Consider the following 20,891-nt stretch of genomic DNA (forward strand, 5'->3'; position numbering starts at 1 on the left):
CTGCCCGCCGCCGCTGGACTCCAGCGGCGGCGGGCAGGGCCTTTTCACGGCTCAGCGGCGCCCGGTGCGGCGCCGCAGATCCTTCAGCCGGTACGCGAAGGCCTCCATCCGCGCGTCGAAGCGGGCGTCCATCCGTACGACGTCGTGCGACAGGTCGGAGAGCCGCACGCTCATCGCGCCGACCAGCTGCTGCGTCATCTCCACCTTCCGATCCAGGCTGTCCAGCCGCTCCGACATCCGGCAGAGCACCGGCCCGAGCTCTTGGAGCGCGCTGCCGACATCGGCGAGGCAGCTCTCGATCCGGGTGACCCGCACATCGAGTCCGTCATACTGCGCCCGCGCTGTCTCCTCGGCGTCGAGAAGGTACGTACGGACGCAGCGGGCGATGTCGCTGTCGCGAAGAAGCATGGCGACGTTGAGGACGGTTCGGCGGGTGTAGAGACGGAGCTGCGTGGCCGCCTGTGGATAACTTTCCAGCCCCGCCCCCTTCCATAGCGACATCATGTCGCTATGGAAGGACTGCAGGTCAGAGCCGCGCAACACGCGCAGCCCGTTTTCGGCGAACTCCTCCTGATGGCGATCGGTAAGCCTCCTGACCGAGGCTGTGGATACTTCGAAGTAACGTGCGACGTCCTCTGTGCGAACGTGAATTCCGTCCGGGAGCATGACAAGGCTCTTCACCTTGTCCAGGACATCGACGCGCCCCATCTGCTCGACGCGCAGCGCGCGCGATTCGAGCAGGGCGACTTCCGTGGGCATGGGCATGCCTTCCGTACGAGGGAATGACAAGGGACGGCCCCTACCCCGGGCTGCAGGGGTGGAGGACGCTCACGGTTGCCACTCACTCGATGACCGGACCGGTGGGCTTCGGCCTCACCCGGATCCGGCACTCCCCGATTTCACGAACGCTACGACGCCACGGATTCCAGTTGCCTCCACGCACCCTGACCAACGACCCGATAAACGTACGGTTACGCGCACATCTGTCCCGCTCTTACGACTGTCTCGTACATACGACAACCCCCGCCCCGGAGAACCGGAGGGCGGGGGCCGCGTGGAAGGCGTACGGAATCAGGCCGGACTCACTCCTCCCCGGCCAGCTTCAGCGCGCGCAGCTTCTGGCCCGCGTACCAGGTGGCGGCCACGGTGACGGCGGCCAGCAGGACCGTCGCGAGCGGCAGCCCCACGTCCGAGGTGACCATGCCCTGGCCGGCCACCTTCTCCGCGACGGCGAGGGACCACTGCTGGACGCTGAGCGTCCGCGCACCCGGCACCAGGCTGCCGAAGAGGGCCTCCCAGACCAGCGCGTACACCAGGCCGATGACCACCGCGTGGCGGCTGACGGTGCCCAGCAGCAGGAACAGCGCGCTGTACGCGATCGAGGCGACCAGCGCCGCGATCGTGTAGGCGATGGCGATCTGCTGCCCGTTGCCGTTCAGGATCAGCCCCGCGAGCAGCGTCGGCAGGGCCGAGAAGACCATGGTCACCGCGATGGCGACGATGAGCTTGGTGAAGATGATCGTGGGCCGCTTCACCGGCTTGGCCAGCAGGTAGACGATCGAGCCGTCGTCGATCTCCGGGCCGATGGCGCCGGTTCCGGCGATCACGCCGATCAACGGCACCATCGTGGCGATGGCGAACCCGCCGAGGACGTTGGCGGCGACCTGGTCATCCGCCCCTGCGAACATGCGGACCGCCGCCGCGAGGAGCAGCAGCAGCGCGGGAAGGACGAAGAGGATGGCGGCCCGGCGCCGGCCGAGCAGGGCCCGGTAGGTGAGCCGGGCGACTGTGGGGTCGTACATGACGGTGCACAGCTCCTTTCAGGCCACTACTCAGGCCGCTACGAGGTAGGAAAAGACCGATTCGAGGGACTCGTCGGACGGAGAGACGGTCAGCAGCCGGATGCCCTGTTCGCGGGCGACCTTCGGCAGCAGTTCGGTGAACCGTCCGAAGTCGACGGCCTGGATGAGCAGCGCCCTCTCGGCCAGGTCGACCTCGATGCCGGCCGTCGACGGGTCGGCGATGAGCGCGGCCGCGAGCGCCCGGTCGTCGCTGGAGCGGACCAGGTAGCGGTGCGGGCGGTCCGTCATCAGCCGGCGGATCTTCCGGAAGTCGCCGGAGGCGGCGTGCCGGCCCGCCACGATCACCTCGATGTGCGAGGCCAGCTGCTCGACCTCCTCCAGGATGTGTGAGGAGAACAGGACCGTACGGCCCTCGGCACCCATCCGCCGCAGCAGCTCCATCAGCTGCATGCGCTGCCGCGGATCCATCCCGTTGAACGGCTCGTCGAGCAGCAGCACCGAGGGCTCGTGGACCAGCGCGGACGCCATCTTCACGCGCTGGCGCATGCCCTTGCTGTACGTGGAGATCTTGCGGTCCTGCGCGTACTCCATCTGGACCGTGGCCAGCGCCCGCTGCGCCTCCGCCCCGCCCAGGCCCTGGAGTTCGGCGTTGGCGACGACGAACTCCTTGCCGGTCAGGAAGTCGTACATCCCTTCCCGCTCCGGAACGATGCCGATCTTCGTGTAGACGCTCTCGTTGCGCCAGATCGGCTGCCCGTCGAGCGTGACCTTCCCCGTCGAAGGGGCCAGGAATCCGCCCATCATGTTGATGAGCGTGGACTTTCCGGCGCCGTTCGGGCCGAGCAGCCCGGTGACGCCGGGGCCCACCGTCATGGAGACGTCGTTGACGGCGACCACATTGCCGAACCAGCGCGAGGTGTGGTCGATCTCGATGGTGGTCACAGCCCGACCCTCCGGTAGCGGCGCATCAGGACGGCGTACGAGCCGACGACGAGCGCGAGGACAACGAACAGGTAGACCACGCCCGTACCGGCCCCCGGGCCTTCCCCTCCGGGGAAGGCGGAGGTGGCGCCGAGGAACGCGGTCTGTACGCCGTCGATCAGCGTGATCGGCGAGAAGAGGCCGAGCCACTCCACGGCGCCGGGCGAACCGGTCTCCCAGGCGATCGCCTGGACCGTGGAGACGGCACCGTAGGAGATGGTCAGCACCGCGATCACCGCGGCGACGCCGAATCCCCGGCGCGGGGTCAGGGCGGCCATCACCAGGCCGAGCCCGGCGAAGAGCACCGACAGCAGCGCCACCGACACCAGCCCCTGGCCGAACCACTTGGTCTGGTCGACGAAGTCGAACTTCGCGAGCAGTGAACCCACATAGAGGATGAGCAGCGGCGCCCCGGTGAGGATGAGGAGCGCGGTCGCCATGGCGGCGAGTTTCGCGACGACGTAGTCGGCGCGTTCGATCGGCCGCGAGAAGTACAGGGGCACGCTCTTGAAACGGAGGTCCCTGGAGACCGCCTGCGGGGCCTGTGCGGCGATGAAGAGTCCGATGACCGCCTGCAGATAGATCGCGTACGACGTGTACTTGATGACGAGCTTGGTGGAGTCCGGCGCGGCCATGGAGACGGCCACCAGGATCGCCGCGACCAGCGCCATCACGCCGAACAGCAGCATCGGCAGCACCTTGGACTTGGCGGAACGGCCGAGTCCGAAGGAGCCGCGCAGGGTCTGCGAGTAGAGCGAGCGGCGGGCGTAGGCCCGGCCGAGCCGCCTGCCGTCGTAGGAGCGGTAGCCGATGTTGTGGATCCGGGAGGTGTCGCGCCCGGCCGCGGCCTTGGTCTCGGTGCTCATCGCGACCGCTCCCCTTCCTTCTGGTACGGCCCCGGTGTGGCGGCCTGCTGTACGGCACCCGCGGCGGGGGCCGGGACGGTGCGCGCCCCGCCCTGCTCCGTACGGAAGACCTCGGCGATGTGGTGGCGGCGCTGCTCCATGCGGATCAGGCCGAGACCGAGCCCGGCGACGCTGTCGCGGACCAGGTCGTACGTCTCCTCGCCGGTGGCCTCGACCAGCAGGATGTGGCCCGCGCCCGGCAGGCCTTCCGCGTCGAGCCCGTCCTGGCCGACCAGCGCGACGCCGGCCTTGGTGAGGGCCTGGCGCAGGGCGTCGGTGCCGTCGGGGTGGGTGTCGCTGTCGGTCACCTCGACCGCGAGCGTGGTGGTGATCTGGGTGAAGTCGCTGGTGGAGCTGGAGCGCAGGAGGGCTCCGCCGTCGATGACGACGACGTGGTCGCAGGTGCGTTCCAGCTCGCCCAGGAGGTGCGAGGTGACCAGGACGGAGATGCCGAAGTCGGTGTGGATGCGGCGGATCAGGCCGAGCATCTCGTCCCGGCCGACCGGGTCCAGGCCGTTGGTCGGCTCGTCCAGGAGGACCAGCTGCGGGTCGTGGACCAGGGCCTGGGCCAGCTTCACCCGCTGCTTCATACCGGTCGAGTAGCCGCCGATGGGGCGGTAGCGCTCCTCGTAGAGGCCGACGTGGCGCAGGGTGTCGGCGGTGCGCTCGCGGGCCGCGGTCGGCGGCAGCCCGGACATGCGCGCCATGTGCACGACGAACTCGGTGGCCGACACGTCGGGCGGCAGGCAGTCGTGCTCCGGCATGTATCCCACCCGCTCGCGGATGGCGGCGCCGCTGGTCGCCACATCGAGCCCGAGCACCGCGGCCCGGCCTTCGGTGGCGGGGGAGAGGCCAAGAAGGATCTTGATCAACGTGGACTTGCCGGCTCCGTTGGAACCCACCAGACCGGTCACACCTGGTCCGATGTCCAACGTGAGCCGGTCGAGCGCGGTCACCCGGGGGAACCGCTTGCTCAGGGCTTCGGTAGCGATGACGGCATTCACGGATACGACGGTAGTGGCGCGGGCCACAGGGATCGTCAGCCCTGACGGCTGGATCAGCATCAGACTCCAGGCGTACGGCCCCGTAGGGGGATCGCGCGGAGGAGGCGTTCCGGCCTCTGCCTACGGCCTCCGCGTACGGCTCCGGCGGGAGTTGTCCACAGGCCCGTGCACACCCCTTGACGTAGCCGCTGGACATTGTCACATTCATCAGTGTCACGTTACGGGCACGTACCGCACACGGCAGGGAACGGACGGTGGCATGGTCGCGGCAGCGCAGGACGAAAACGCCCCGGAAGTACGAGGGTTGAGGGCCCGGACACTGCCGGGATCCACTGCCTCGGAGCTGCGCGGGTTCCGGGAGGTGCAGCGCCTCGCCTACGCCTGCGCGGAGGCCGTCGCCGGTCAGCTCAGACCGGGGGTGACCGAGCGCGAGGCGGCCCGGATGCAGCGGGTGTGGCTGCGCGAGCGGGGCGTACGGGACTGGTTCCACCTGCCGTTCGCCTGGTTCGGCGACCGGACGGCGTTCGCCGGGTTCAGGATTCCACTCCAGTTCTTCCCGACGGACCGGAAGCTGGAGCCGGGCATGCCGTTCATCCTCGACATGGCACCGGTGTATCAGGGCTACACCGCGGACATCGGGTATTCCGGCTGCCTCGGCCTCGATCCGCTCCACGACAAGCTCCTCGCCGACCTGGAGGCGCACCGCGAACTGATCCTGCGCCAGGTGCGCGAGCGCCGTTCGCTCCGCGAGATCTACGAGGACGTCGAACGCCTCATGGCCACGCAGGGATACGCCAACCGGCACCGCGCCTACCCCTTCGGCGTGATCGCCCACAAGGTGGACCGCGTCCCCGAACGGCGTTGGTCCCCCAGCGTGTTCGGGTTCGGTACGCAGTCGCTCAAGGGGCTGCTGAGCGACGCGGTGCACGGCCACCGGGACGGCTGGTCGCCGCTGTGGAGCCCGTACCGCTTCTCCGACCATCCACCGCGGCCCGGGCTGTGGGCGGTCGAACCGCACCTCGGATTCCGGGGTACGGGCGCGAAGTTCGAGGAGATCCTGGTCGTCACCGACTCCGAGGACCCCGAGCAGAGCGCCTTCTGGCTGGACGACGATCTGCCGCATGTGCGGCGCTGGGCCGAGGAGAGGGTGGCGGCGTGAATCTGCCGGGAGCGCGCGAGCGCAGGGTACGTACGGGTGGCGTCGAGCTGTGCGTCGCCGAGCTGGGGGACGGGGACCGGCCGACGGTGGTGCTGGTCCACGGATACCCGGACAGCAAGGAGGTCTGGTCGGATGTCGCCGTGCGGCTGGCCGAGCAGTGGCACGTCGTGCTGTACGACGTCCGGGGCCACGGCAGGTCGACGGCGCCCAAGCCGCTGCGCGGTGGCTTCACGCTGGAGAAGCTGACCGACGACTTCCTCGCGGTGATCGACGCCGTCAGCCCGGACCGGCCGGTCCATGTGGTGGGGCACGACTGGGGGTCCGTCCAGTCCTGGGAGTTCGTCACGGTCGGACGGACCGAGGGACGGATCGCCTCCTTCACCTCGATGTCCGGCCCGTCCCTGGACCACTTCGGCCACTGGATCAAGCAGCGGATGGCCCGGCCGACCCCACGCCGGGTCGGCCAACTGCTGGGCCAGGGCGCCAAGTCCTGGTATGTGTACATGCTCCATACGCCGGTGCTGCCGGAGCTGGCCTGGCGCGGGCCGCTCGGCAAGCGGTGGCCCGGCATCCTCCAGCGGCTGGAGAAGGTGCCCGCCGGCGGCTACCCGACCGCCTCTCTGCCGGACGACGCGGCCCACGGTGCCTGGCTCTACCGGGACAACGTCCGCGCCCGGCTGTCCAGGCCGCGCGCCGACGCCTACGCCCACGCGCCGGTCCAGCTCATCACACCGACCGGCGACTCCTTCCTCTCCGAGCGGCTCTACGACGGCCTGGAGCAGTGGGCTCCCCGTCTGGTACGCCGGTCGCTGCCGGCCAAGCACTGGGTGCCGCGGACCCGGCCCGACCAGCTGGCGGCGTGGATCGGCGAGTTCGCCGCCGCCAACGAGACGGGCGGCCAGGAGGGCTTGACCGCGCACCCGCCCGCGGCGAAGGGGCCGTACGCGGAGCGGTTCGGCGGTCAGCTGGTGCTGGTCACGGGTGCCGCCTCCGGGATCGGGCGGGCCACGGCGTTCGCGTTCGCCGAGGCCGGCGCCCGGGTGGTGGCCGTCGACCTCGACGCGGAAGGGGCCGCCAGGACGGCGGAGCTGGCCCGGCTGGTCGGGGCGCCGGCGGCCTGGGGCGAGGCGGTCGACGTCAGCGACGAGGCGGCGATGGAGAAGCTCGCCGAGAAGGTCGCCACCGAGTACGGCACCGTCGACGTCCTGGTCAACAACGCCGGGATCGGCCTCTCCGGCTCCTTCCTGGAGACCACCAGCGAGGAGTGGAAGAGGGTCCTCGACGTCAATCTCTGGGGCGTCATCCACGGCTGCCGGATCTTCGGCGGGCAGATGGCCGAGCGGGGCCAGGGCGGCCATATCGTCAACACCGCCTCGGCCGCGGCCTTTCAGCCCTCCCGCGCTCTGCCCGCGTACAGCACGTCGAAGGCGGCCGTGCTGATGCTGAGCGAGTGCCTGCGGGCCGAGCTGGCGGAGAAGTCGATCGGGGTGAGCGCCATATGCCCCGGCATCGTCAGCACCAACATCACCGCCACCACCCGGTTCGCCGGGACCGACGCGGCGGAGGAGCAGCGGCGGCAGAAGAAGGCCACCCGGCTCTACGGCCGCCGCAACTACCCGCCCGAGAAGGTCGCCGACGCGATCCTGGAGGCGGTCGTCCGCAACCGCGCCGTGGTGCCGGTGACCCCGGAGGCGCGCGGCGCCCGGCTGCTCTCGCGGGTCAGCCCCGGGGCGCTGCGGCGGCTCGCCCGAGTGAAGCCGCCGCTGTGAGCGGGCGGGAGGCGGGAGGTACCGCGGCGGGCGGCGGCACCGCCGAGTACCGGATCGAGGATCTGGCCCATGCCAGCGGGGCCACGGTGCGCACGATCAGGGGGTATCAGGACCGGGGGCTGCTGCCGACGCCGGAGCGGCGCGGTCGGGCCAATGTGTACGGGGAGGCACACCTGGCCCGGCTGCTCCAGATCGCGGACCTGCTGGAGCGCGGCTACACCCTGGCCAGCATCAAGGAGTTGCTGGAGGCGTGGGACGCGGGGCGGGGGCTGGGCGGCGTGCTCGGCCTGGTCGCCGAGGTGCACGGGCCCTGGACCGACGAGGAGGCGGACCGGATCACCCGAACGGAGCTGGACGCGAAGTTCGGCGGCACGCAGGACGACGAGGCGATCGCGGAGGCGGTGGCGCTCGGCGTGCTGGAGCGCGTCCCGGGCAAGGCCGACGAGTTCCTCGTACCGAGCCCGCAAGAGCTGGCGGTGGCAGTCGAGTTGCACGCGGCCGGCGTCCCGCTGCTCGCGATCTCCTCCCACCTCAAGGAACTTCGCGGCCAGGTCGAGCACATAGCCTCCCGCTTCCTGGAGTTCACCACCGAGCACGTCTTCGCCCGCTATCTGGGACACCGGCCGCCCACCGACTCCGACGCGGCGGAGGCGGCGTCGATGGTGCGCCGGCTGCGGCCGCTGGCACAGCAGACGGTGGATGCCGAACTGGCCCGTGCGATGCGGATGTTCGCCACCCGGCATCTGCATCACCACCTCGGGGCCCAGGAGAGCACCATCGCGGGGAGCGAAAGCCGTCCGGTGCTCCTGCCGGCCCGGACAACGCAGGCCGTACAGGACCTGGTTGGTGCAGAGCAGGTCGCGGCCTTCATCGCGACGGCCGCCGAACGCGAGGTGCAGGCACGCGCTTTGGACGCACTCGCTTCATATCACTCAAGAACCAACAAAGTTGATGAAAAGGGTTAAATTGCCAGCCAGTTGTCCACAGAGTTGTCAAATAGCCTGTGGATAAGTCGAGTTGGCTGTGGATCAAACATCGGTGCGAGGAAAGACGAAAAGAAGCCTGTAGGAAATCCGGATGCACCGATGAACCGCGCACGGGCACTCTGGCGGAATGGACGAGCGACGCACCGTCAAGGTATCCAAGTACCTCTCGAAACATCTGCGGCACCAGCCGGAGCGCATCGGCATCACCCTCGACGACAACGGCTGGGTGGGCGTCGAGACGCTGCTGAGCGCGGCGGCCCTCCACGGCTTCGCCATCAGCCGGGCCGAGTTCGACCACGTCGTCACGGTCAACGACAAGCGGCGCTTCGCCGTGGACGGCGACCGCATCCGTGCCAACCAGGGCCACACCGTCACCGTCGACCTGGACCTGCCGCCCGCGGAGCCGCCGGCGTACCTCTACCACGGCACGGTGGCCCAGGCGCTGGACGCGATCCAGGCCGAGGGCCTGCGCCCCATGGCCCGCCACCACGTCCACCTCTCCCCCGACCGCGAGACGGCCACCCGGGTCGGCGCCCGGCGCGGCCGCCCCCTGGTCCTCACGGTCGACGCGGGCGCCATGCACCGTGCCGGCCAGGTGTTCCGGGTCAGCGCCAACGGGGTCTGGCTCGCCGACGCCGTACCGCCGGAGTTCCTGCTGCTCAGGGAGTGAACCCTCCCGGCCGTCCGCCCAGTTGGGCAAGCGCCTCCGTCGCGATGCGCTCGTAGACGGCCGGATCGGTGTCGAAGTCGGAGTCCGGGATCGGGGCGTGGACGGCGATCTCGGTGAACCCGAGCTCCGCGTGGCGGCCGGCGAAGTCGACGAAGGCGTCCACCGACTCCAGCGGGGTGTTGCGGTCGGGGGTGAAGCCGGTGAGCAGGATCCGGTCCAGTCCGGAGGCGTCCCGGCCGGTCTCCTCGCAGGCGGCGGCGAGCTTCTCGCTCTGCTCGCGGAGCGCCTCCACCGACTGCTCGGGGGTGCCGCTCTCGTACAGCTTCGGGTCGCCGGTGGTGACCCACGCCTGCCCGTGGCGGGCGGCCAGCCGCAGCCCGCGCGGGCCGGTCGCGGCGACCGCGAAGGGCAGCCGGGGGCGCTGGACGCAGCCCGGGATGTTGCGGGCCTCGACGGCAGAGTAGTGCGTTCCGTGCTGGGTCACCGCGTCCTCGGTGAGCAGCCGGTCCAGGAGCGGGACGAACTCGCCGAACCGGTCGGCACGCTCCTTCGGGGTCCACGCCTCCTGGCCCAGCGCCGTGGCGTCGAACCCGCTGCCACCTGCGCCGATGCCGAGGGTGATCCGGCCACCGGAGATGTCGTCCAGCGAGATCAGCTCCTTGGCCAGGGTCACGGGGTGGCGGAAGTTCGGCGAGGTGACCAGCGTGCCGAGGCGCAGCCGGCTCGTGGTCGTCGCGGCGGCGGTGAGCGTGGGGAGCGCGCCGAACCACGTACGGTCGCGGAAGCTCCGCCAGGACAGGTGGTCGTAGGTGTAGGCGGTGTGGAAGCCCAGCTCCTCGGCGCGCGCCCACGCGTCGCGGCCCCCTTCGTGCCAGCGGTCGATCGGCAGGATCACAGTGCTCAGTCGCATGAGGACGACCCTACGAGAGGCCCAGGCGGTGGCGCACCGCCGCACGCCTTCGCCCGCCTCCGCATCGAACCGGTGGAGTCCGCCTCGGCCACGGGAACCTGCTCGTGGACGGTCAAGGCGCTGGTGCCTTCCCCGAGCGCTCGGGGAAGGCCTGTCGCGCCCACCTGAACCCTTGGCATATGCCTGGGGAATGTTCCGCAGCTCAGGGGCGCACCCACTCAAATGTGCGCCCCTCCGCACGCACGTGCACTCCGGTGGGCGAGAATGGCGAGGTGACCTCAGCTACCGATGCGCCTCTGCCTGCCGTGACCCGGCTGATCGCGACCGACCTGGACGGCACCCTGCTGCGCGACGACAAGACGCTCTCCGCGCGTACCGTCGCCGCTCTCGCGGCGGCCGAGGAGGCCGGGATCGAGGTCCTCTTCGTCACCGGCAGGCCGGCCCGCTGGATGGGCGTCGTCAGCGACCATGTGCAGGGCCACGGGCTGGCGATCTGCGCGAACGGCGCCGTGGTCACCGATCTGCGGGCGGACCGCGAGCTGCTCACCGTACGCGCGCTGGAGCGCGAGGCCGCCCTGCACGTCGTGCATACGCTGCGCGATGTCGCCCCCGGCACCTCCTTCGCCGTCGAGCTGACCACCGGCATCCACTACGAGCCGGCCTACCCGCCCTTCCACCTGGACCCGGGCGCCACCGTAGCCATCGCGGAGAAGCTGCTGCACGAGGACGTGCCGGGCGGCGGCGCTCCCGTACTCAAGCTCCTCGCCCACCACACCGAGATGCCGCCGGACGCCTTCCTCGCCCTGGCCCGTACGGCGGCCGGCGAGCGGGCCTCCATCACCCGGTCCAGCCCCTCCGCGCTCCTGGAGGTCAGCGGGCTCGGCGTCTCCAAGGCCAGTACGCTCGCCGCCTGTTGCGAGGAGCGCGGCATCGCGCCCACCGAGGTGGTCGCCTTCGGGGACATGCCGAACGACGTCGAGATGCTCAGCTGGGCCGGAGCCTCGTACGCGATGGGCAACGCCCACCCCGCCGCGCTGGCCGCCGCCTCCGGGCAGACCCTCACCAACGAGGAGGACGGCGTGGCCGTGGTCATCGAGCGGATCCTCGCCACCCGCTGACCGCACGCATCGCCGGGCCCACAGCGGCTCCCCTGAAGCCGGCCGCCCCCCGAAGCTCAGAGCGGCGCCTCCCACACCACCGTCGTCCCGCCCCCGTCCTCCCCGATCCCCGGCCCGAACCAGCTCGCCCCGCCCAGCGACTCCGCCCGGCGGGCCAGGTTCCGCAGACCGCTGCGGCGCCCGCCCTCCGGGATGCCCACCCCGTCGTCGGCCACCGACAGGCGCACCGCGCCCCGCCCGTCCGGCAGGGTGGCCGTGGCGTCGACGACCACGTCGATCACCGAGGCCCCGGCGTGGCGGAACGCGTTGGACAGCGCCTCGCGGAGCGCGGCGACCAGGTTCTTGCCGGTCAGCTCGCCGACGAGCGCGTCCACCGCGCCCAGGAAACGGTGCGAGGGCTTGAAGCCGAGCGGGACCGCCGCCATGTTGATCTCCCGCAGGACGCGGGTGCGGAGCCCCGACGGGGCCTCGGCCGGTTCCTGCTGGAGCGCGAAGATGGCGGTACGGATCTCCTGGATGGTCACGTCCAGCTCGTCGACCGCCCGGCCCACCCCGGACCGCACCTCCGGGACCACCGACCCGCGCTGGGCGCTCTCCAGCATCATCCCGGTGGCGAACAGCCGCTGGATGACGAGGTCGTGGAGGTCGCGGGCGATCCGGTCGCGGTCCTCGTAGACCGCGAGCCGCTCCCGGTCGCGCTGCGCCTCGGCCATCATCAGCGCGAGGGCCGCCTGCGAGGCGAACTGGGTGGCCAGCGTCCGCTCGGTCCGGCTGAACGGACGCGCTCCGCGTGCCCGGGGCGTCGCCAGGGCGCCGAGCACCCGGCCGCCGCTCTGCAGCGGCAGCAGCATGCTGGGCCCGTAGAGTCCGGCCAGCCTGGTGACCATCCGGCTGTCGGCGGCCGAGTCGTCGATGAAGACCGCCTCGCCCGCCAGCAGTTTCGCCGCCACCGTGGAGCGGGCCGGGATGATCACTCCGAGCGAGGACGAGGGGTCGTCGGCGGAGACGGCGACGATCTCCAGCCCGCCGTCCCCGGTGGGCAGCAGCACGATCCCGGCGGCGGAGTCGGCGAGGTGGCGGGCCTGTTCGGCGACCACGGAGAGCGCGTCGTCGGCGTCCCCGCCCGAGAGGAGAGCGGTGGTCACCGCCACCGAACCGTCGATCCAGCGCTCCCGCTGGCGCGCCGCCTCGTACAGCCGAGCGTTGCCGATGGCGATCCCGGCCTCGGTGGCGAGCACCCGCACCATGTGCAGGTCGGAGTCGCTGAACTCATCGCCGTCCCGCTTCTCGGTCAGGTAGAGGTTGCCGAAGACCTCGCCCTGGACCCGGATCGGTACGCCGAGGAAGCTCCGCATCCGGGGATGACCCGGCGGGAATCCGGCCGAGCGCGGATCACCGGTGAGGTCGGCCAGCTTCACGGGGTCGGGGTCGTGGATCAGCGCGCCCAGCAGGCCACGGTGGCCGTCGGGTCTGCGCCCGATCGCCCGCGCGACCTCGTCCGGGACGCCGTGGGTGACGAAGTCGGAGAGCCCCTCGCCCGTCTCGTCGACGACGCCGATGGCGGCGAACCGGGCATGGGCGAGCTCGGCGGCGGTCGCGCAGATCCGGTCGAGGGTGGAGTGCAGCTCCAGCCCCGTGCCGACCGAACGCATCGCCTCCAGGAGCTGCGGGACCCGGGCGGTCAGCTCGGTGGAGAGGCCTTGCAGGCTGCGGGCGGCCTGCGTGGCGGCATCGAGTGAGTCCTGCGGGTCCGGCTCCGGCTCTGCCATGGACCGAGCCTAGTTAGTGGCGATTAGGGAGGAAAGTCGGGTTTTCCTTCCACAGGCGTCCACGGAGGCTCACGCGGCCACCTCCAGCGTCTCCTTCTCCCGCTCCAGCATCCGGCGCAGCGGCCCTTCCCCCGCCGCCAGCTCCGCGTACGGTCCGCGCTGCGCCACCCGGCCCGCCTCCAGCACCAGCACCTCGTCGACCGCCGCGACCCCGGCCAGCCGGTGGGTGATCAGGACGGTCGTCCGCCCTTCGGTGGCCGCCAGCAGGTCGGCGGTGAGCGCGTCGGCGGTCGCCAGGTCGAGGTGCTCGGCCGGCTCGTCCAGGACGAGGACGGGGAAGTCGGCCAGCAGCGCCCGGGCCAGGGCCAGGCGCTGGCGCTGGCCGCCGGAGAGCCGGGCGCCGTGCTCACCCACCGGGGTGTCGAGCCCCTCCGGGAGCGAGCGGACCCACTCCAGCAGCCGGGCCCGGGAGAGCGCGTCGTCCAGCTCGGCGTCGGTCGCGCCGGTACGGGCGAGGCGCAGGTTCTCCCGGATGGAGCTGTCGAAGACGTGGGCGTCCTGGGCACACAGGCCGACGGAGCGCCGTACGGTGTCGCCGTCCAGGCCGGCCGCCTCCACACCGCCGATGCGGTACGTCCCAGAGGAGGCGTCCAGGAAGCGGAGGAGGACCTGCGCGAGCGTCGTCTTGCCGGAGCCGGAAGGGCCGACGACCGCGATCCGGCGGCCGGGCACCAGGGTGAGGTCGAGCGACTCCAGGGCGTCACGGTCGGCCCCCGGGTAGCGGGCCGAGAGACCTCGCACCTCCAGCGGGAACGGCGAGGCGGGCGCACCGGCCGGGGCCGCGGGCTCCCGTACGGGGACGGGGGCGTCGAGCACCTCGTACACGCGCTCGGCGCTCCGCAGCACCCGTTGGCGGTACTGGACCGCGAGCGGCATCCCGGCGACGGCCTCGAAGGCGGCGAGCGGGGTGAGCACCACCACCGCGAGCGCGACGCCGGAGAGCCGGCCGTCGTTCACGGCGGGGACGGCGACGGACGCGGCGGCCACCACGGTGAGCCCGCAGACCAGGGCGGAGAGCCCGCCGCCGAGGGCCGTGGCGGTGGCCGCGCGGGAGGCGATCCGGGTCAGCAGGGTGTCGGCGGACCGCATGTGGGCCTGCCGGGCCGGGAGCGCCCCGGCGACGGTCAGCTCGGCCGTTCCGCCGAGGAGGTCGGTGACCCGGGTGGCCAGGGCGGCCCGGGCGGGCGCCAGTTGACGCTCCGTACGGCGGGCGACTCCACCGCTGACCAGCGGCACACCGACCCCGGCGGCCAGCAGCCCGACCGCCAGGATCACGCCCGCCTCGGGCAGCAGCCAGCCGGTGAACCCGGCGGCGGCCGCGGAGACGGTGAGCGCGGTCCCGGCGGGCAGCAGCCAGCGCAGCCAGTAGTCCTGGAGCGCGTCCACGTCGGCGACGAGCCGGGAGAGCAGGTCGCCCCGGCGGACCGTGCGCAGCCCGGCGGGGGCTACGCGTTCGAGGCCCCGGTAGACCGCCACCCGCAGTTCGGCGAGCAGCTTGAGCACGGCGTCGTGGGAGACGAGGCGCTCCGCGTACCGGAAGACCGCCCGGCCGATGCCGAAGGCGCGCGTGGCGGTGACGGCCATCATCAGGTACAGCACCGGCGGCTGTTCGGAGGCGCGGGAGATCAGCCAGCCGGAGACGGCCATGAGCCCGACGGCCGACCCGACGGCGAGGCTGCCGAGCAGCAGTGCCAGGGCCAGCTGCCCGCGCTGAGCGCCCGCCGCCTCCCGGACCCGGGCCAGGATCCGTCCGGAGCGCGCGTCGGTCTCCCGCAGCACCTCGGTCGCGGCCTCCCGTACGTCCCCGGGCTCCAGCAGGTCCGCCGCCTCCAGTACGTCCCCGGGGCGCCGCGCGTCCAGCGGCTCACCGCCCGCGAGGGGCTGCGGAACGGGCAGGCCGGGCGCATCGGTCGTGGCGGGCACGGAGGCGTCCGCCTCGCGCGGCTCCAGCGTCACCACCCGGTCCGCCACCGCGAGCAGCGCCGGGCGGTGGACGACCAGGAGCACGGTCCGGCCCGCCGCCAGCCTCCGTACCGCCTCGACGATCCCCGCCTCCGTCTCGCCGTCCAGGCTCGCGGTCGGCTCGTCCAGGAGCAGCAGCGGCCGGTCGGCCAGGAACGCGCGGGCCAGGGCGAGGCGCTGGCGCTGACCGGCGGAGAGCCCGGCCCCGTCCTCACCGAGCAGGGTCCGCTCCCGGTCGGGCAGCTCCGCGACGAAGTCGTACGCACCCGCCTCGCGCAGCGCCGCCGTCACCGCCTCGTCGTCGGCGCCGGGCCGGGCGAGGCGGACGTTCTCCTCGATCGTGCCCGCGAAGAGGTGCGGGCGCTGCGGGACCCAGGCGATCCGGCTCCGCCACTGCTCCAGGTCCAGCTCCGAGAGGTCCCGGCCGCCGACCCGGACGTGTCCCTCGTCGGGTACGGCGAACCCCAGGACCACGTTCAGCAGGGTCGACTTGCCGACGCCGCTCGGGCCGACCAGGGCGACGGTCTCCCCCGGCTCGACGGTGAGCGAGGCGGCGTCCAGCGACGGGTCGGTGCGGCCCTCGTGGCGTACGGTCACGCCCTCCAGCTCCAGGCGCGTCGAGTCCGGGACGTCCTCGGTGCCGCCGGCCCGGGGCTCGGTCTCCAGGACCGCGAAGATCTCCTCGGCGGCCGAGAGCCCCTCCGCCGCCGCGTGGTACTGCGCCCCGACCTGCCGGATCGGCAGATACGCCTCCGGGGCCAGGATCAGGACCACCAGACCGGTGTAGAGGTCGAGTTCCCCGTGCACCAGCCGCATCCCTATGGTGACGGCGACGAGCGCGACGGACAGGGTCGCGAGCAGTTCCAGGGCGAACGAGGAGAGAAAGGCGATCCGCAGGGTGCGCAGGGTGGCCCGGCGGTAGTCGGAGGTGATCGTGCGGATCGACTCCGCCTGCGCCTTGGCGCGGCCGAAGACCTTGAGCGTCGGCAGTCCGGCGACGACGTCCAGGAAGTGGCCGGAGAGCCGGGAGAGCAGCTGCCATTGCCGGTCCATCCGGGACTGGGTGGCCCAGCCGATCAGGATCATGAAGAGCGGGATGAGCGGCAGCGTGACCACGATGATGGCCGCCGAGACCCAGTCCTCGGTGACGATCCGGGCCAGCACCGCCACCGGCACGACGACCGCGAGCCCGAGCTGCGGCAGATAGCGCGCGAAGTAGTCGTCGAGCGCGTCCACGCCACGGGTCGCCAGCGCCACCAGCGAGCCGGTGCGCTGACCGCTCAGCCAGCCGGGTCCGAGCTGGGCGGCCCGCTCCAGGAGCCGGCCGCGCAGCTCGGACTTGACCGCCGCGCTCGCCCGGTGGGCCGCCAGCTCGGTGAGCCAGGCGACCAGGGCGCGGCCGACGGCAACGGCCGCGAGCAGGAACAGCGGCGTGCGGAGCTGGGTGACGGTCAGTCCGTCCTCGAATCCGCCCACCACGATCTCCGCGATGAGCATCGCCTGGGCGATCACCAGCGCGGCGCCGACCAGTCCGAGGCCCACCACGGCCGCCAGGAAGAAGCGGGTGGCCCGGGCGTACCGCACGAGACGCGGGTCGATCGGTTTCACGTGAAACATCCCCCAGCAGCGGGATCAGCAGGGTCAGTGGAGCGAACTGGGCCGTGTTTCACGTGAAACACGGCCCGGCGGGGCCGGTACGGATCAGTGCGCGTCCGCGATGTGCTGGGTGCCGATCCGCTTGCGGAACACCCAGTACGTCCAGCTCTGGTACAGCAGCACCATCGGTGTGGCGATACCGGCGCACCAGGTCATGATCTTCAGCGTGTACGGCGTGGAGGAGGCGTTGGTGACCGTGAGGTTCCAGGCCTCGTTCAGCGAGGACGGCATGACGTTCGGGAAGAGCGTCAGGAACAGCATCCCCACCGCCGCCACGATCGTCAGCCCCGAGAACGTGAACGACCAGCCCTCTCGGCCCTTGGCGATGGCTCCGATCGCCGCCACCAGCGCCACCACCGCCACGATCAGCGCCGCCAGGCTCCAGCGGTCACCGCTCGCGGCCTGGGTCCAGAGCAGGAAGCCCAGCGCCAGCACCGCCGTGGCCAGACCCAGCTTCAGCGCCAGCGAGCGCGCCCGTACCCGGATGTCCCCGGCCGTCTTGAGCGCGGCGAACACCGCACCGTGGAAGGTGAAGAGGGAGAGCGTGACGAGCCCGCCGAGGATCGCGTACGGGTTCAGCAGGTCGACGAAGGTGCCGACGTACTCCATGTCGGCGTCGATCTTCACCCCGCGCACGATGTTCCCGAAGGCCACACCCCACAGCACCGCCGGGATCATCGAGGTCCAGAAGATGGCGTTCTCCCAGTTCGTCTGCCACCGCTCACCGGTCCGCTTGGCCCGGTACTCGAAGGCGACGCCGCGCACGATCAGGCAGAGCAGGATGATCAGCAGCGGCAGGTAGAAGCCGGAGAACAGGGTGGCGTACCACTCGGGGAAGGCGGCGAAGGTCGCGCCGCCCGCACTGAGCAGCCAGACCTCGTTGCCGTCCCAGACGGGCCCGATCGTGTTGATGAGGACCCGCCGCTCCTTGCGGTCGCGGGCGAGCAGCTTGGTGAGGACCCCGATGCCGAAGTCGAATCCCTCCAGGAAGAAGTAGCCGATCCAGAGGACGGCGATGAGCACGAACCAGATGTCGTGGAGTTCCATCTCTCAGCTCCTGTGCTCTCAGTACGAGAAGGCCATGGGCCGGTCGGCGTCTTCGTCGTCGTGGCCGTTGATCCGGGTGGGCGGGTTGAGGTCGGACTCGGTGAGCTCCGGCGGCCCGGCCTTGATGTACTTCACGAGCAGCTTGACCTCGACGACCGCGAGCGCGGCGTAGAGGAGGGTGAAGAGGATCATCGAGGTGAGGATCTCGCCCTGCGATACGCCGGGGGAGACGCCGTCGCGGGTCTGGAGCACTCCGTAGACCACCCACGGCTGGCGGCCCATCTCGGTGAAGATCCAGCCCCAGGAGTTGGCGATGAGCGGGAAGAGCAGGGTCCAGAGCGCGGTGAGCCAGTAGAGCTTGGCGAACTTCGGGCTGAGCGCCTTGTTCCGGAAGAGGACCAGGTTCGGGACCTCGTCCTCGCCGGTACGCAGCGCCGGCGGCAGCAGGAACTTCCGCCGGGTCAGCCAGAGCCCCAGGATGCCGAGGCCGAAGGAGGCCATCCCGAAGCCGATCATCCAGCGGAAGCTCCAGAACGCGACCGGGATGTTGGGCCGGTAGTCGCCGGGGCCGTACTTCTCCTCCAGCGTCTTGTTGATGTCGTTGATGCCCGGTACGTAGGAGTTCGGGTCGTTGTCGGCGAGGAAGGAGAGCACGCCGGGCAGCGAGATCTCGACGGAGTTGTGGCCCTCGCTGACATCCCCGTACGCGAAGATCGAGAACGGCGCTCCGTTCTGGCCGTCCCAGAGCGCCTCGGCGGCGGCCATCTTCATCGGCTGCTGGCGGAACATCACCTTGGCCAGCTGGTCGCCGCTGACGGCGGTGAGCAGTCCGGCGATGACGACCGTGACCAGACCCAGCCGCAGCGAGGTCCGCATCACCGGGATGTGCTTCTTGCGTGCGAGGTGGAAGGCGGCGATGCCGACCATGAAGGCCCCGCCGACCAGGAAGGCCGCCGTGATGGTGTGGAAGAACTGCGTCACCGCGGTGTCCTGGGTGAGCACCTTCCAGAAGTCGGTGAGCTCGGCGCGGCCGCGCTCCTCGTTGATGCGGTAGCCGACCGGATGCTGCATCCAGGAGTTGGCCGCCAGGATGAAGTAGGCGGAGAGGATCGTGCCGAGCGAGACCATCCACATGCAGGCGAGGTGGATCTTCTTCGGCAGCCGGTCCCAGCCGAAGATCCACAGTCCGATGAAGGTGGATTCGAAGAAGAAGGCGATCAGCGCCTCGAAGGCGAGCGGAGCGCCGAAGACGTCACCGACGAAGCGCGAGTAGTCGGACCAGTTCATGCCGAACTGGAACTCCTGGACGATGCCCGTCACGACACCCATGGCGATGTTGATCAGGAAGAGCTTGCCCCAGAACTTGGTGGCCCTGAGGTACTTCTCGTTGTTCGTCCGCACCCAGGCGGTCTGCAGGCCGGCGGTGAGCGCGGCGAGCGAGATCGTCAGCGGAACGAAGAGGAAGTGGTAGACGGTGGTGATGCCGAACTGCCAGCGCGCCAGGGTCTCCGGCGCCAGAGCGAGGTCCACGTCGTCTTTCTCCTTACGTCGCCGTGGTGACGCCACGTCGCCGTGGCCACACCGGGCACTCCGCCCCTTTAATCCCACCGATCACAGGACTAAACGGGGCACGCTTGTGAACGCGTTCACATTCACAAGCAATTATGGCGCACACACTTTCGGGCCGTTCGCCGGGGGTACCCCTTTCGGCCACACACGCCCCTGGACGTACGCAAAAGGCCCCTGACCTCACCGAACGAGGTCAGGGGCCACCAGGCCGTACAGGCGCCGAAGCGCCGGATCGCTAGAGCTCCGCGCGGAACGCCTCCGCCGCCTTCAGGAAGAGGTCGTTGCCCTCGCTCTCCCCGATCGAGACCCGCACACCCTCCCCCTTGAACGGGCGCACCACCACACCGGCCCGCTCACAGGCGGCGGCGAAGTCGAGGGTCCGCTCGCCGAGCCGCAGCCAGACGAAGTTGGCGTGCGACTCCGGCACGGTCCAGCCCTGCCGCACCAGCTCCTCGCTCACCCGGCTCCGCTCGGAGACCAGCGAACCGACCCGGCCCAGCAGCTCGTCCTCGGCGCGCAGCGAGGCGACCGCCGCGTCCTGGGCGAGCTGGCTGACGCCGAAGGGGACGGCGGTCTTCCGCAGCGCGGCGGCCACCGGCTCATGGGCCACGGCGAACCCGACCCGCAGCCCCGCGAGACCGTACGCCTTCGAGAAGGTCCGCAGCACCGCCACATTGGGCCGGTCCCGGTAGATCTCGATGCCGTCGGGCACATCGGCGTCGCGGATGAACTCCTTGTACGCCTCGTCGAGCACCACCAGCACATCGCTCGGCACCCGGTCCAGGAACCGCTCCAGCTCGGCCCGGCGCACCACGGTCCCGGTCGGGTTGTTCGGGTTGCAGACGAAGATCAGCCGGGTCCGGTCGGTGATCGCCGCGGCCATCGCGTCGAGGTCGTGCACCTCACCGCCGGTCAGCGGGACCTTCACCGAGGTCGCGCCGCTCACCTGCGTGATGATCGGGTACGCCTCGAAGGACCGCCAGGCGTAGATGACCTCGTCACCCGGGCCCGAGGTGGCCTGGAGCAGCTGCTGCGCCACCCCGACCGATCCGGTGCCGGTCGCCAGGTGCGAGAGCGGCACACCGAACCGGTCCGACAACTCGTTCATCAGCCCGGTGCACGCCATGTCCGGGTAGCGGTTGAAGCTGCCCGCCGCGGCGAGCGCCGACTCCAGGACCCCCGGCAGCGGCGGGTAGGGATTCTCGTTCGAGGACAGCTTGTACGCGACCGGTCCGCCGGCCGCGGCGGGCTTGCCCGGCACATAGGCGGGAACGCCGTCCAGCTCGGCGCGCAGCTTGGGGCTCGTCTCGCTCACCGCAGGTCCTCCTCGACCGTCGTACACATCCATACCGTCGTACACATCAATACTGCTCACCTTATGAGGATTGGGCTCCGCTGCGAATGGCCCGGGCGCGGAATCTCCCGCAGTGCCGGGAATGGTCCGCATCCGAAGGCTTCCTCAGGGGGAGCGTTTCGGTTTCCGGCGCGCGCCCGTGTCTCACGCCGTGGCGCGCGTCCCCCGAA

General features: G+C 71.0%; 16 protein-coding genes. 5 read left to right on the top strand and 11 right to left on the bottom strand.

From position 1 onward, the window contains the following. Positions 1-51: 51 nt before the first annotated feature. The 5 genes from ACIRR8_RS09335 to ACIRR8_RS09355 all read right to left on the bottom strand — a co-directional run bounded on the left by ACIRR8_RS09335 (position 52) and on the right by ACIRR8_RS09355 (position 4,719). The gene (locus ACIRR8_RS09335) at positions 52-759 is read right to left on the bottom strand and encodes a hypothetical protein (RefSeq protein WP_404061119.1); all 708 of its coding nucleotides are present in this window, start codon (positions 757-759) and stop codon (positions 52-54) included. Between the two features lie 323 nt (positions 760-1,082). Beyond that, on the bottom strand, positions 1,083-1,802 hold the full coding sequence (locus ACIRR8_RS09340) for an ABC transporter permease (RefSeq protein ID WP_018513726.1): 720 nt from the start codon (positions 1,800-1,802) through the stop codon (positions 1,083-1,085). A gap of 30 nt (positions 1,803-1,832) precedes the next feature. Then, entirely contained in the window at positions 1,833-2,744 is a 912-nt protein-coding gene (locus tag ACIRR8_RS09345; RefSeq protein ID WP_404061122.1) for an ABC transporter ATP-binding protein, read from the bottom strand. Further along, the gene (locus tag ACIRR8_RS09350; protein ID WP_404061125.1) at positions 2,741-3,649 is read right to left on the bottom strand and encodes an ABC transporter permease; all 909 of its coding nucleotides are present in this window, start codon (positions 3,647-3,649) and stop codon (positions 2,741-2,743) included. Before ACIRR8_RS09350 ends, ACIRR8_RS09345 begins: the two co-directional genes overlap by 4 nt. After that, entirely contained in the window at positions 3,646-4,719 is a 1,074-nt protein-coding gene (locus ACIRR8_RS09355) for an ABC transporter ATP-binding protein (protein WP_404061128.1), read from the bottom strand. Before ACIRR8_RS09355 ends, ACIRR8_RS09350 begins: the two co-directional genes overlap by 4 nt. A gap of 232 nt (positions 4,720-4,951) precedes the next feature. On the opposite strand from ACIRR8_RS09355, the gene ACIRR8_RS09360 reads away from it, so the two are divergent. The 4 genes from ACIRR8_RS09360 (at position 4,952) to ACIRR8_RS09375 (ending at position 9,276) form a co-directional block, all read left to right on the top strand. Continuing rightward, positions 4,952-5,851, top strand: a complete 900-nt coding sequence (locus ACIRR8_RS09360) for a M24 family metallopeptidase (protein WP_404061131.1) — start codon at positions 4,952-4,954, stop codon at positions 5,849-5,851. Beyond that, complete coding sequence (locus tag ACIRR8_RS09365; protein WP_404061134.1) at positions 5,848-7,620, top strand: SDR family oxidoreductase; 1,773 nt, start codon at positions 5,848-5,850, stop codon at positions 7,618-7,620. The genes ACIRR8_RS09360 and ACIRR8_RS09365 overlap by 4 nt, the downstream gene beginning before the upstream one ends. Then, positions 7,617-8,585: a MerR family transcriptional regulator gene (locus ACIRR8_RS09370; RefSeq protein WP_404061137.1), complete on the top strand. Its 969-nt coding sequence runs from the start codon at positions 7,617-7,619 to the stop codon at positions 8,583-8,585. Before ACIRR8_RS09365 ends, ACIRR8_RS09370 begins: the two co-directional genes overlap by 4 nt. Positions 8,586-8,733: 148 nt before the next feature. Beyond that, positions 8,734-9,276 (top strand): RNA 2'-phosphotransferase, encoded by a 543-nt coding sequence (locus tag ACIRR8_RS09375; RefSeq protein WP_404061140.1) that lies wholly within the window; start codon positions 8,734-8,736, stop codon positions 9,274-9,276. On the opposite strand, the gene ACIRR8_RS09380 is transcribed toward ACIRR8_RS09375, so the two are convergent. After that, entirely contained in the window at positions 9,266-10,186 is a 921-nt protein-coding gene (locus tag ACIRR8_RS09380) for an LLM class flavin-dependent oxidoreductase (protein WP_404061143.1), read from the bottom strand. The two genes, ACIRR8_RS09375 and ACIRR8_RS09380, sit on opposite strands and share 11 nt — an antisense overlap. 272 nt (positions 10,187-10,458) lie before the next feature. On the opposite strand from ACIRR8_RS09380, the gene ACIRR8_RS09385 reads away from it, so the two are divergent. Continuing rightward, a complete protein-coding gene (locus ACIRR8_RS09385) occupies positions 10,459-11,304 on the top strand; it encodes a Cof-type HAD-IIB family hydrolase (protein WP_404061146.1) in 846 nt (281 codons plus the stop codon). 56 nt (positions 11,305-11,360) lie between these two features. Here the strand turns inward: ACIRR8_RS09385 and ACIRR8_RS09390 are convergent, their stop codons facing one another. The 5 genes from ACIRR8_RS09390 to hisC form a co-directional block, all read right to left on the bottom strand. Next, positions 11,361-13,073, bottom strand: coding sequence for a GAF domain-containing protein (locus ACIRR8_RS09390; RefSeq protein ID WP_404061149.1), 1,713 nt, complete (start codon positions 13,071-13,073; stop codon positions 11,361-11,363). 69 nt (positions 13,074-13,142) lie between these two features. Further along, positions 13,143-16,703 carry a thiol reductant ABC exporter subunit CydD gene (cydD, locus tag ACIRR8_RS09395; protein WP_404061152.1) on the bottom strand — a complete coding sequence of 1,187 codons (3,561 nt, stop codon included), beginning with the start codon at positions 16,701-16,703 and terminating at the stop codon, positions 13,143-13,145. 93 nt (positions 16,704-16,796) lie between these two features. Beyond that, complete coding sequence (cydB, locus tag ACIRR8_RS09400) at positions 16,797-17,798, bottom strand: cytochrome d ubiquinol oxidase subunit II (protein ID WP_404061155.1); 1,002 nt, start codon at positions 17,796-17,798, stop codon at positions 16,797-16,799. Between the two features lie 18 nt (positions 17,799-17,816). Further along, on the bottom strand, positions 17,817-19,328 hold the full coding sequence (locus ACIRR8_RS09405) for a cytochrome ubiquinol oxidase subunit I (RefSeq protein WP_404061158.1): 1,512 nt from the start codon (positions 19,326-19,328) through the stop codon (positions 17,817-17,819). 274 nt (positions 19,329-19,602) lie between these two features. Then, on the bottom strand, positions 19,603-20,682 hold the full coding sequence (gene hisC / locus ACIRR8_RS09410) for a histidinol-phosphate transaminase (protein WP_404061161.1): 1,080 nt from the start codon (positions 20,680-20,682) through the stop codon (positions 19,603-19,605). Positions 20,683-20,891 lie beyond the last annotated feature (209 nt).

Source organism: Streptomyces sp. NPDC101178, assembly GCF_044767965.1.
Taxonomy (GTDB): Bacteria; Actinomycetota; Actinomycetes; order Streptomycetales; family Streptomycetaceae; genus Streptomyces.